The following is a 12,239-nucleotide window of genomic DNA, read 5'->3' on the forward strand; positions in this document are numbered from 1 at the left end:
CAGCCCCGTTGCCGCCGCCTCCGCCCCGACCCAGGCGGAACTGCTCGACTTCGTGCGCCGCACGGCCGCCGACTCCGAGCTGATCGCCTCTCTCCCCCTCGACCCCGAAGGCCGCACCTGGATCCGTCTCGAGGGCCCCGGAGGAAGCGAGGCCTGGCTGATCGGCTGGCCGCCCGGCACCGGGACGGGCTGGCACGACCACGCCGACTCCGTGGGTGCCTTCCTCACCGCCTCCGGTGAGCTGACGGAGAACTCGCTCACCGCCCGGCTGCCCACCGACGGCTGGAAGACCCTGGAACTCGCCGAAGACGTGGACCGCGTACGGCAGTTGCCGACCGGCAAGGGCAGGTCGTTCGGCCGCCACCATGTGCACGAGGTGCTCAACGAGTCCACCGAGCACCACGCGGTCTCCGTCCACGCCTACTACCCGCCCCTGCCCCGGATCCGCCGCTACAGCCGTACGGGCCCGGTACTGCGCCTGGAGCAGGTCGAGCGCCCGGAGGACTGGCAGTGAGCGCTCCTGTCGGTATCGACGAGTTGCTGGAGCGCGTCCGCGAGGGGCTCGACCGGGTCGAACCGAAGGACGCACACGACGCCGCCCAGGCCGGCGAGGCCCTCCTGGTCGACATCCGCTACGCCGCCCTGCGCGACCGCGACGGCCTCATCCCCGGCGCCCTGGTCGTCGAACGCAACGAACTGGAGTGGCGGCTCGACCCGCAGGGCAGCCACCGCGCCACCGAAGCCACGAGCCACGACCTCCACGTCGTGGTCATCTGCAACGAGGGCTACGCCTCCAGCCTCGCCGCCGCGTCCCTACGGCAACTGGGGCTGCACCGGGCAACCGACCTGACGGGCGGCTTCCAGGCCTGGAGGGCGGCCGGGTTGCCGGTGACGGCCTGAGGGCCTGAGGGCCTGAGCCTCCAAAGCCGATGTCACGAGGGAGCCCCACCGTGGGCTCCCTCTTTCTTCCCGAGCCACCGCTCAGAACCCTTCGTCCCCCAACCCCTCCGTGTCCTCGCCTTCTTCCTCCAGTGCCTGGCGGACCACCCGGAGCGCCAGGCCTTCCGGGTAACCCTTGCGGGCGAGCATGCCGGCCAGGCGCCGTAGGCGTTTGTCGCGGTCGAGGCCACGCGTCGAGCGCAGCTTGCGGTCGACGAGCTCGCGCGCCGTGGCCTCCTCCTGCTCGGAGTCGAGCTGGGCGACGGCCTCGTCGATGAGCGCCGAGTCCACCCCCTTGGTCCGCAGCTCCCGGGCGAGGGCCCGCCGGGCCAGCCCCCGGCCGTGGTGCCGTGACTCCACCCAGGCGTCCGCGAACGCGCTGTCGTTGATCAGACCGACCTCCTCGAACCGTGACAGCACCTCGTCCGCCACGTCCTCGGGGATCTCCCGTTTGCGCAACGCGTCCGCGAGTTGCTTCCGCGTGCGCGGGGTCCCGGTGAGCAGGCGCAGACAGATCGCCCGCGCCTGCTCAGCCGGGTCCCCTGGGGGCTCCCTCTTCTCGGCCCTCGACGAGAAAGGGGAGCCTCCGTCCTGTGGGCCACCGGACGACTCACCGGTGCCACGCCCGCGGCGCCCACGGCCACGCCTGCCGCGCTGCCCGTCGTACGGCCCGGCTTCGGTGACGCCTCCGTCACCCCTGAGCCCCTCGTCCTCAGGGGGGAGCGGGTGGCTGTACTCCGTCCAGTCCGTTCGCGACGCTTGTGAATCAGGCACGGTACGGTCAGCTCTTGGCGGTCGTGGCCTTGGACTTGGGGGTCTTGGCCGCTGCGGCGGGTGCCGTCTTCGCCGCCTCGTCCGCGGCCGTGGCAGGGATCGCCGCGTCCGCGCCCGGCTCGGCGGCGGGCTCCTCCGGCCGGACACCGACGCCCAGCTTCTCCTTGATCTTCTTCTCGATCTCGTTGGCGAGGTCGGGGTTGTCCTTCAGGAAGTTGCGCGCGTTCTCCTTGCCCTGGCCGAGCTGGTCGCCCTCGTACGTGTACCAGGCGCCGGCCTTGCGGACGAAGCCGTGCTCCACGCCCATGTCGATCAGACCGCCCTCGCGGCTGATGCCCTGGCCGTAGAGGATGTCGAACTCGGCCTGCTTGAAGGGCGGTGCGACCTTGTTCTTGACGACCTTGCAGCGGGTGCGGTTACCGACCGCGTCCGTGCCGTCCTTCAGGGTCTCGATGCGACGGATGTCGATGCGCACCGAGGCGTAGAACTTGAGCGCCCGGCCACCGGTCGTGGTCTCCGGGGAGCCGAACATGACACCGATCTTCTCGCGGAGCTGGTTGATGAAGATCGCTGTGGTCTTGGACTGGTTGAGCGCGCTGGTGATCTTCCGCAGGGCCTGGCTCATCAGACGGGCCTGCAGACCCACGTGCGAGTCGCCCATCTCGCCCTCGATCTCCGCGCGCGGGACGAGCGCGGCGACGGAGTCGATGACGATGAGGTCGAGCGCGCCGGAGCGGACCAGCATGTCCACGATCTCCAGCGCCTGCTCGCCGTTGTCCGGCTGGGACAGGATCAGGTTGTCGATGTCGACGCCGAGCTTCTTCGCGTACTCGGGGTCGAGAGCGTGCTCCGCGTCCACGAAGGCGACCTGGCCGCCGGCCTTCTGTGCGTTCGCCACCGCGTGCAGGGTCAGGGTCGTCTTACCGGAGGACTCCGGGCCGTAGATCTCCACGACACGGCCGCGGGGCAGGCCGCCCACACCGAGGGCCACGTCGAGGGCGGTCGACCCGGTCGAGATGACCTCGATGGGCTCGTTCGTGCGGTCGCCCATGCGCATGACCGCGCCCTTGCCGAATTGCCGTTCAATCTGTGCGAGCGCGGCGTCGAGCGCCTTCTCGCGGTCGGTTCCTGCCATGGGTTCCACCCGGTTTGCTTGATTCGATCGCTTCACGTCAAAGACGCTAACGCCTGCCACTGACAATGCGCCCCGACGCCCGTCCAGCCTGTGGATAACTCCGGCACATCTCCGCGAAAACCCTGTCGAAATCCCCGCCGAGAGTCCCGCCGGAACCTCCATAAGAACGGATGTTCGATTTTGGTGTCAAGCGCTCCCCGCGCGAGCACCAAGGATGTGTCACACGGGTGCACCGGCCCTACGCCGACCGTTCACCGGCCATGCGCCGACCCGTCGGTCCGTATGGATCCGCGTCAGGAGGCGCCGCTCTCCGGCTGCGGCTCAGGTCCCGGTTCCTGCTCCCGCTTCGGCTCGAGCAGTCGGCGTAGGCGGGCGAGGATGTTGCCCGGCCGTTTGCGGTGGCCGTGGACCCTGGGGTCGTCCGTGACGTCGTACCGCTTCACGTACGCCCCGAGGAATGCCTGCAGCGTGGCGACCGCCGGGATGGCGATCAGCGCGCCGACGGCGCCGAGGAGCGCGGTGCCCGCGATGACCGACCCGAAGGCGACCGCCGGGTGCAGGTCCACGGTCTTGGCGGTCAGCTTGGGCTGCAGCACATAGTTCTCGAACTGCTGGTAGATCACGACGAAGACGAGCACCCACAGCGCGTACCACGGGTTGACCGTGAAGGCGATCAGCATCGGCAGGGCACCCGCGAGGTAGGTGCCGATGGTGGGGATGAACTGCGAGACCAGGCCGACCCAGACGGCGAGCACGGGGGCGTAGTTCACCCCGAGGTACTCCAGCAGGATGTAGTGGGCTATCCCGGAGATCAGCGCCATCAGGCCGCGCGAGTACAGGTAGCCACCGGTCTTGTCGACCGCGATCTCCCACGCGCGCAGCACCTCGGCCTGCCTCGCGGGCGGCAGCACGGAGCACAGCGCGCGCCGAAGTCGTGGGCCGTCGGCGGCGAAGTAGAACGAGAACAGCGCGATCGTCAGCAGCTGGAAGAGGCCGCCGAGGACCTGCGCGGAGACGTCCAGGACACCGGTGGCGCTGTTCTGCACGTACCGCTTCAGCCAGTCGGAGCGGAGCAGGCCCTCTTGTATGTCCACCCTCTTCAGCTCGGTGTGGAACGTCGTGTTGATCCAGCTGATGACCGAGTCGAGGTACTCGGGGAGGCCCTCGATCATCTTGATGATCTGGCCCGCGAGCATCGAGCCGAGCAGCGTGACGAACCCGGCGGCCACGATCAGCGTGCCGAAGAAGACGAGGAAGGTGGCGAACCCCCTGCGCAGGCCCTTCGATGCCATCCAGCTGACCGCTGGTTCGATGGCCAGCGCCAGGAAGAACGCGATGAGAATGTTGATCAGCAGCCCGATGAGCTGGTGGAACGCCCAGCTGCCCAGCTGGAACACGGCGACGAGGGAGAGCGCGAGCACCATCGCGCGCGGCAGCCAGCGGGGCATGCGCGCCCGCCCCGCGTCGTCACCGGGCGGGGGCGGGCCGGGCGGCGTGGTGCCGAACGGGGATGCGTGCTGGTCGACCTGCGCGGTCTCGTCTGTGGGAGCCACGGACCAAGTCTCACCCACGCCGCCGACAATCGGGTCCCGCCCCTGATTCTTCGTGCGTGCGATAGGCACTCGACCCCGTGCTTTCGGGCAGGTTCAGCGCCGTTCGTCCGGAACATCCATGGTCACGCACACCACACGCCACACGTCCCTGGCCGCCCAGCCGGCGTTGAGCGCCTCGTGCACGGTCCGTCCGCCGAGTTCGGACATCACGTGGTCGCGCGCGAACGTGTCGGCGTACCCCGCGCCGAAATGATCCGCCATCCGCTGCCAGAAGACCGTCAACCGCATGACTCCAGTATCCCGCCCCAGGGGGTGGGCCGAGCCGGGACGGCTTGCCGAGACCGCTTTCCGCCCTACGGTCTGACGCATGGCCGAATCAGGAGCATCCCCACTCCCCCCGACGCCCACGGCGCACAGCCCGCTTGCCCGCGCCGAACAGTTCGTCTGGCTCACCGCGCGGGTGCTGGAACAACGCCGCTTCGCGTACCACTTCCTCGGCGGGAGCGCCGACGCGGTGGAGACCGCGCTGGCCGCCTACCGCAACGAGGACGAGGGGTACGGCCACGCGCTCGAACCCGACTTGCGCGGACCGGTGAGCCGGCCGCTGCACACCGGGCACGCGCTGCGCCTCCTGGACTCGATCGGGCGCTGCGGCGGACAGCGGGCGGAACGCGTGTGCCGCTATCTGACGTCCGTGTCGACCCCGGACGGCGCTCTCCCGGCGATCCGTCCCGGCCGGCGGGACTGCCCGACGGCCCCCTTCGTCACCGTCGTCGACGACCCGGCCGGCGACCTCCTCACCACCGGCCCCGTGGTGGGCCTGCTGCACCGCAACGAGGTGTGGCACGCGTGGCTGTTCCGGGCCACCGACTTCTGCTGGCTGGCGGTCGAGTCCCTGGAGAAGTCGCATCCGTACGAGATCGAGGCGGCCGTGGCCTTCCTGGACTCCGTGCCCGACCGCTCGCGAGCGCAGGCGGCCGCCGACCGCCTCGGCCGCCTGGTCCGCGAGCACCGCCTCGCCGTGCTGGACCCGGAACGCCTGGAGACGCACCCGGTGTCGCCCGGCTACGCGCCCGGCGAGCACCGCTTCCCGCACGACTTCGCGCGCACTCCGGGCTCCCTCGCGCGCGCGTGGTTCACCGACGAGGAGATGGCCCGCTCACTGGACTTCCTGGCGAGCGACCAACAGGAGGACGGCGGCTGGCCGGTCCTCCCCCAGGGCTCGAGGCGCGAGCGGTACCTCCCGCGCCAGGGGGCTGCCGCCACCGCCCTGGAGAGCCGCCCGATCATCACGATCGAGGCCTTGCGCACGCTCGACGCCTACGGGCGACTGTGAACCACCGGAGGGCTTCCAGGCCCGCCCACGCACGCGTGCGGGCCGGTTCCCTCCCTCGATCCCTCCCTCAACCCGCCATCGCCCGCACTCCGGCCGTCACCACCACGGCGGCGCCCACGACGATCAGGAACGGGGCGCGCGTCATCAGCACGAGCGCCGCCGCGGCGAGCCCCGCGGCCTTCGCGTCCAGTACGAGGGCGCGCCCGTCGGCGAACGTCTGCTGGGCCGTGAGGGCCGCGAGCAGTGCCACGGGCAGCAAGGCCGACAGGCGCCGTACGAACGGCCGCTCGAGTACGCCCTCGGGGACGAGGAGTCCGATGAGTTTGACGGCGTAGCAGCCGACCGCCGTCACACCGATCGCGATCCAGATGTTCAACGTTCCGTCCCCCGTACGTCGTCGTCGGCCGCCGCCCCGCGACGCCCCTGCGCCCACAGGACGACCGGAGCGGCGAGCGCGGCCACGAGCACCGGCACCCCGGCGGGCAGCACGGGCAGCAGACCGAGCCCCAGCACCACCGCGAGGCCCGCCACGACCCGATCGATGGCGCTCCGCAGCATCGGCGCGAGCAACGCCAGGAAGACGGCGGGCCCCGCTGCGTCCAGCCCCCAGGCCTCGGTGTCCCCGATGGCCTCGGCACCGACCGCGCCGAGCAGCGTCGTGAGGTTCCACAGCGCGTAGAGGCTCAGCCCGGTGACGGCGAAGCCGACACGAACGGCGCGCCGCGTGGGCTGGGCGAGGGCGACCGCGGCGGTCTCGTCGATGACCCACTGGGCCGCGAAGGGCCGCACCGCGCGTGGGAGGGCCAGCAACTGGGAAAGCCGCAGCCCGTAGAAGGCGTTGCGCACGCCCAGGAAGAAGGCCCCCGCCGCCGCCGTGAACGGATTGCCCCCGGCCGCGAGCGCCCCCACGAGCGCGAACTGGGACGCCCCGGTGAACACCAGGAGGCTGAGCGCGCAGGTCTGCAAGAGTGTGAGCCCGCTGCCGGCCGAGGTCACCCCGAAGGCGAACCCGGACAGTCCGACCGCGACCCCGACCCCGAGGGCGTCCCTGACGACGGCCGCGTCCGGCTTTTCTCCACTGTTACCGCTTGTCTCCGCGGATGCTGTCTGTTCTGCCACGCCCCGGACGATAGGAAAACGCGCTCTCACAGGTCTTGTACGTTCTTGCGCTCCCTCTGGTACGCCCCCGGCGGCACCCCCACGATCCGGCTGAAATGCCGGTTGAGGTGCGGCTGATCGGTGAAGCCCACGGCGACGGCGGCCTCCGCGGGCGAGACGCCCGCGTCCAACAGGGTCCGCGCCCGCCGCACCCTCGAATCGGTCAACCACGTGTGCGGCGGCATCCCGTAGACCTCCCGGAACGCCCGCAACAGCGCGAACGGGCTCGTCCCCAGATCACCGGCGAGCCGCTCCAGCGTCGGGGGATCGACCATCCGCTCCTCCAGCACGGCACGCGCGCGTACGGCCACCCGAGCGCCCGCGGTGCGCACGGCACGCTGGGGCAACGGCCCGCCGTTGAGACGAAGCAACCGGGTCACGACGACCCTCAGCAGGGTGTCCGCGGCAAGGGCGTTCCCCTCGTCCGCGGCCCGCAGCACCTCGTGCACAAGCCCGGCGGCATACGGATCGTCGAGCACCGGGCTGCTGAAGCCCGGCGTTCCCCGGATCGCGGTGGTCTCGGCGGCGATCTCCGCCACGAGGTCCGGCGACGGATAGACCGCGCCGTACCGCCATCCCTCGGGTCCGCCCGCACGCCCCGTGTGGGGCGTGTCGGGATTGACCAGCGCGAGCGCACCGGGGCCCGCGTACTGATCGGCTCCACCGTGATGAAAGACCTCGACTCCGTCGGCGATCGCGGCGATCACGAAGTGCTCGTGGGTGTGGCGCACGAACCGCTTCTCGACGTACCGGGCCCTCAGCAGATCGACATCGGGCAACTCGCCGTACCGCCAGTGCCGTGCCCGTTCGGAACGTGCCATGCCCCCATTCTGCCGTTGGGCCCCCGCGCTCCCGTAAGACCCCGAGCGCACCCGGCTGCCCAACGAACGCCCAGGTCAGCCCGACTGTCAGTCCCGGGGTGCACCATGGGCACATGGTCCGTTCCGCGCTCGACGCCTTCTCCCCCGCGACCCGCGGCTGGTTCACGGGGGCCTTCCCCGCGCCCACCGCGGCCCAGTCCGGGGCCTGGCGGGCGATCGCCGAGGGCTCGGACGTCCTGGTCGTCGCCCCCACCGGCTCCGGCAAGACCCTCGCCGCCTTCCTCGCCGCCCTCGACCAGCTGGCCTCCACCCCGCCCCCAGCCGACCCGAAGAAGCGCTGCCGCGTCCTCTACGTGTCCCCGCTCAAGGCACTCGCGGTGGACGTGGAGCGCAACCTCCGCAGCCCACTGACCGGCATCCGCCACGAAGCCGTCCGTCTGGGCCTGCCGGAGCCCGAGGTCAAGGTGGGCATCCGCTCCGGCGACACCCCCGCCGCTGAGCGCCGCGCCCTGTCCACCCGCCCTCCGGACATCCTCATCACCACGCCGGAATCACTGTTCCTGATGCTCACGTCGGCCACGCGGGAGGCGCTGACGGGCATCGAGACAGTGATCCTCGACGAGGTGCACGCGGTGGCGGGCACCAAGCGCGGCGCGCATTTGGCACTCTCCCTGGAGCGCCTGGACGAGCTCCTGCCGAAGCCGGCCCGCCGCATCGGCCTCTCCGCGACGGTCCGGCCGGTCGACGAGGTCGCCCGCTATCTCTCCCCCCGCCGCAAGGTGGAGATCGTCCAACCGAAGTCCGGCAAGGAGTTCGACCTCTCCGTGGTCGTCCCGGTCGAGGACCTGGGCGAGCTGGGCGGCTCCCCGGTCGCCGACGGCTCCGAGGGTGCCGAGCGCCCGTCGATCTGGCCGCACGTCGAGGAGCGGATCACCGACCTCGTCCAGGCCCACCGCTCGACGATCGTGTTCGCCAACTCCCGCCGTCTCGCGGAGCGCCTCTGCAACCGGCTCAACGAGATCGCGTACGAGCGCGCGACAGGCGAACCCCTCGACGAACACCACGCCCCCGCCGAGCTCATGGGCGGCTCGGGCGCGGCCCAGGGCGCTCCCTCGGTGATCGCCCGCGCCCACCACGGCTCGGTCTCCAAGGAGCAGCGCGCCCTGGTCGAGGAGGACCTCAAGGCGGGGCGCCTCCCGGCGGTGGTGGCCACGTCCAGCCTGGAGCTCGGCATCGACATGGGGGCGGTGGACCTCGTGGTCCAGGTGGAGTCGCCGCCCTCCGTTGCCTCGGGCCTGCAGCGTGTGGGCCGCGCCGGCCACCAGGTGGGCGCGGTCTCCCGGGGCGTGGTCTTCCCGAAGTACCGGGGCGACCTCGTCCAGGCCGCGGTGGTCACCGAGCGGATGCGCACCGGCTCCATCGAGTCCCTGAGAGTCCCCGCCAACCCGCTGGACGTGCTGGCGCAGCAGCTCGTCGCGATGACCGCGCTGGACACCTGGCAGGTCGACGACCTGCTGGCCATGGTCCGCCGCGCGGCCCCCTTCGCCTCGCTCCCGGAGTCGGCGTTCACCGCCGTGCTCGACATGCTCGCGGGCCGCTATCCGTCCGACGCCTTCGCCGAGTTGCGCCCGCGCGTGGTGTGGGACCGCGTCGCCGGCACGATCACCGGCCGCCCGGGGGCGCAGCGCCTGGCCGTCACCTCCGGGGGCACGATCCCGGACCGCGGCCTCTTCGGGGTGTTCCTCGCGGGCGCCGACCCGAAGAAGGGCGGCGGCCGGGTCGGCGAGCTCGACGAGGAGATGGTGTACGAGTCCCGCGTCGGCGATGTCTTCACGCTGGGCACCAGCTCCTGGCGCATCGAGGACATCACACGCGACCGCGTCCTGGTGTCCCCGGCACCCGGGGTCCCCGGACGGCTTCCCTTCTGGAAGGGCGACCAACTCGGCCGCCCGCTGGAACTGGGCCGGGCGGTGGGCGCGTTCCTGCGCGAGGTCGGCTCCCTGCCCCAGGACGACGCCCGTCTGCGCCTGCTCGCCGCCGGCCTCGACGCCTGGGCCGCGGACAACGTCCTGTCGTACCTCGCGGAGCAGCGCGAGGCCTGCGGTCACATCCCGGACGACCGCACGATCGTCGTCGAGCGCTTCCGCGACGAGCTGGGCGACTGGCGGGTCGTCGTGCACTCCCCGTTCGGCGCTCAGGTCCACGCCCCCTGGGCCCTCGCACTGGGCGCGCGCCTGTCCGAGCGGTACGGCATGGACGCCCAGGTGATGCACGCCGACGACGGCATCGTGCTGCGCCTGCCGGACGCCGACCTGATGGGCCTCGACCTGCTGGACCAGGAGCCCAGGAAAGCGGGCACGGAGTACGACGCCGAGCAGGCACCCCTAGGCGCCGCGGACGTCGCCTTCGACAAGGGCGAGGTCGACCAGATCGTCACTGACCAGGTGGGCGGCTCGGCCCTGTTCGCGTCCCGTTTCCGCGAGTGCGCCGCCCGCGCGCTGCTGCTGCCCCGCCGCAACCCCGGCAAGCGCACCCCGCTGTGGCAGCAGCGCCAGCGGGCCGCCCAACTGCTGGAGGTGGCGAGCGAGTTCGGCTCGTTCCCGATCGTCCTGGAGGGGGTCCGCGAATGCCTCCAGGACGTCTTCGACGTCCCCGGCCTCGCCGAACTGATGGGCGACCTCGAGTCCCGCAAGGTGCGCCTCGTCGAGGTCACCACACCCGAGCCCTCACCCTTCGCCCGCTCCCTCCTCTTCGGGTACGTCGCCCAGTTCCTGTACGAGGGCGACTCCCCGCTCGCCGAGCGCCGGGCCGCCGCCCTGTCGCTGGACTCGCGGCTGCTGGCCGAGCTGCTGGGCCAGGCGGAGCTGCGGGAGCTGCTGGACGCCGAGGTCCTGACCGAGCTGGAGCGGGAGCTCCAGTGGCTCACGGAGGACCGCCGCGTCAAGGACCCCGAGGGCGTCGCGGACGTACTGCGGCTGCTGGGCCCGCTCACGGACGCCGAGTTGGCGGAGCGCGGCGCCGAGCCGCAGTGGGCCGGGGAGCTGGCGGGGGCCCGCCGCGTCATCCGGGTCCGTGTCGCGGGCGCCGATCACTGGGCCGCGATCGAGGACGCGGGCCGCCTGCGCGACGCGCTGGGCACGGCGCTGCCGGTCGGCGTCCCGGAGGCATTCACCGAGCCGGTCAAGGACCCGCTCGGCGACCTCCTCGCCCGGTACGCGCGCACCCACGGCCCGTTCACGTCGGCCACGGCGGCGGCCCGCTTCGGTCTCGGGGTGGCCGTCACGGAGGGCGCGCTCCAGCGGCTCGCCGCGGCCGGCCGCATCGTCCAGGGCGAGTTCCATCCGGCGGGCATCGGCCAGGAGTGGTGCGACGCGGCCGTGCTGCGCCGTCTGCGCCGCCGCTCCCTCGCCGCGCTGCGGCACGAGCTGGAGCCGGTGCCGCCCGCCGCGCTCGCCCAGTTCCTGCCGCAGTGGCAGCACGTGGGCAACGGCCACGGGCTGCGGGGCATCGACGGACTGGTGCGTGCCATCGAGCAGCTCCAGGGCGCCTCCGTGCCCGCGTCCGCCCTGGAGAAGCTGGTCCTGCCGTCCCGGGTGGCGGGCTACACCCCGTCGATGCTCGACGAGCTCACGTCGGCCGGGGAGATCGTGTGGGCCGGTGCGGGAGCCCTCCCCGGCAAGGACGGCTGGGTCTCCCTCTACACGGCGGACGCGGCCCCGCTCCTCCTGCCCTCCCCGCACCCCCTGGAGCTGACGGCGCTCCACCAGTCGGTCCTGGACACCCTCTCCGGGGGCTACGGCCTGTTCTTCCGTCAGATCGCCGACCAGGTCCGCGCCACGACGCACCCCGACGCCATCGACCCCCAACTGGCCGACGCCGTCTGGGACCTGGCCTGGTCCGGCCGGCTCACGAACGACACGCTGACCCCGATGCGCTCCCTCCTCGGCTCGGGCCGCACCGCGGGTTCCACGGCCCATCGCGCCAAGCGCACGGTCCCGCGCGGCCGGTACGGCTCGCTGACGGCGGCCGCGCGCCCCCAGTCCCGTACCGGACCCCCGACGGTCGCGGGCCGCTGGTCTCTGCTCCCCGCCCATGAGCCGGACCCCACCGTGCGCGCCCACGCGCTCGCCCGCACCCTCCTCGACCGGCACGGTGTGGTGACCCGGGGCGCCGTGGCCGCCGAGGGGGTGGAGGGCGGCTTCTCGGCGACGTACCGCGTGCTGTCCGTCTTCGAGGAGAGCGGGCAGGCCCGGCGCGGGTACGTGGTGGAGGGGCTCGGCGCGGCCCAGTTCGCGATGGACGGCGCGGTGGACCGCCTGCGCGCGACGGCGAACGCCCGGGACCGGGGCGCATCCCTGCCCGAGCCCGCCTTCGGCCCACCCGACTTCCCCACAGGCCGTGACAGCTGGGCCGACTTCCCCGCAGGCCGTGACGACTGGGCCGACTTCCCCTCGGGCAGCGGTACCGGAACCGAACGCACCCCAGGCAGCGACGGCGGACCCGAGCTCCCCTCGGGCCCTGAC

Annotated in this window: 11 protein-coding genes; 4 read left to right on the plus strand and 7 right to left on the minus strand. The window is 72.2% G+C overall.

Going from position 1 to position 12,239, the window contains the following annotated elements:
• Positions 1-514, plus strand: a 514-nt coding sequence (locus tag FNH08_RS30490; RefSeq protein ID WP_228034455.1) for a cupin domain-containing protein, incomplete at its 5' end; no start/stop codon positions are given.
• Positions 505-900 (plus strand): rhodanese-like domain-containing protein, encoded by a 396-nt coding sequence (locus FNH08_RS30495; protein WP_152774754.1) that lies wholly within the window; start codon positions 505-507, stop codon positions 898-900. The genes FNH08_RS30490 and FNH08_RS30495, both read left to right, overlap by 10 nt.
• Positions 901-981: 81 nt before the next feature.
• On the opposite strand, the gene recX is transcribed toward FNH08_RS30495, so the two are convergent.
• The 4 genes from recX to FNH08_RS30515 form a co-directional block, all read right to left on the minus strand.
• Entirely contained in the window at positions 982-1,713 is a 732-nt protein-coding gene (recX, locus tag FNH08_RS30500) for a recombination regulator RecX (protein WP_322725785.1), read from the minus strand.
• Positions 1,714-1,720: 7 nt separating this feature from the next.
• Positions 1,721-2,848 (minus strand): recombinase RecA, encoded by a 1,128-nt coding sequence (gene recA, locus FNH08_RS30505; protein ID WP_152774755.1) that lies wholly within the window; start codon positions 2,846-2,848, stop codon positions 1,721-1,723.
• Between the two features lie 293 nt (positions 2,849-3,141).
• The gene (locus tag FNH08_RS30510) at positions 3,142-4,401 is read right to left on the minus strand and encodes an AI-2E family transporter (RefSeq protein ID WP_322725787.1); all 1,260 of its coding nucleotides are present in this window, start codon (positions 4,399-4,401) and stop codon (positions 3,142-3,144) included.
• Positions 4,402-4,494: 93 nt separating this feature from the next.
• Positions 4,495-4,689: a DUF3046 domain-containing protein gene (locus FNH08_RS30515; protein WP_152774756.1), complete on the minus strand. Its 195-nt coding sequence runs from the start codon at positions 4,687-4,689 to the stop codon at positions 4,495-4,497.
• Between the two features lie 79 nt (positions 4,690-4,768).
• Between FNH08_RS30515 and FNH08_RS30520 the strand changes: the two genes are divergently transcribed.
• Positions 4,769-5,737, plus strand: coding sequence for a hypothetical protein (locus FNH08_RS30520; protein WP_152774757.1), 969 nt, complete (start codon positions 4,769-4,771; stop codon positions 5,735-5,737).
• A 67-nt stretch (positions 5,738-5,804) separates the two neighbouring features.
• Here the strand turns inward: FNH08_RS30520 and FNH08_RS30525 are convergent, their stop codons facing one another.
• The 3 genes from FNH08_RS30525 to FNH08_RS30535 are packed head-to-tail and all read right to left on the minus strand — an operon-like array spanning position 5,805 to position 7,716.
• A complete protein-coding gene (locus FNH08_RS30525; protein ID WP_152774758.1) occupies positions 5,805-6,113 on the minus strand; it encodes an AzlD domain-containing protein in 309 nt (102 codons plus the stop codon).
• Positions 6,110-6,856, minus strand: a complete 747-nt coding sequence (locus FNH08_RS30530; protein WP_322725790.1) for an AzlC family ABC transporter permease — start codon at positions 6,854-6,856, stop codon at positions 6,110-6,112. Before FNH08_RS30530 ends, FNH08_RS30525 begins: the two co-directional genes overlap by 4 nt.
• 26 nt (positions 6,857-6,882) lie before the next feature.
• Positions 6,883-7,716 (minus strand): AraC family transcriptional regulator, encoded by an 834-nt coding sequence (locus FNH08_RS30535; protein ID WP_152774759.1) that lies wholly within the window; start codon positions 7,714-7,716, stop codon positions 6,883-6,885.
• A gap of 113 nt (positions 7,717-7,829) precedes the next feature.
• On the opposite strand from FNH08_RS30535, the gene FNH08_RS30540 reads away from it, so the two are divergent.
• The coding region (locus FNH08_RS30540) for an ATP-dependent helicase (RefSeq protein WP_228034456.1) at positions 7,830-12,239 on the plus strand (4,410 nt) is incomplete at its 3' end.

Origin of the sequence: Streptomyces spongiae, from assembly GCF_009377185.1 — a bacterium.
GTDB classification, from domain to species: domain Bacteria; phylum Actinomycetota; class Actinomycetes; order Streptomycetales; family Streptomycetaceae; genus Streptomyces; species Streptomyces spongiae.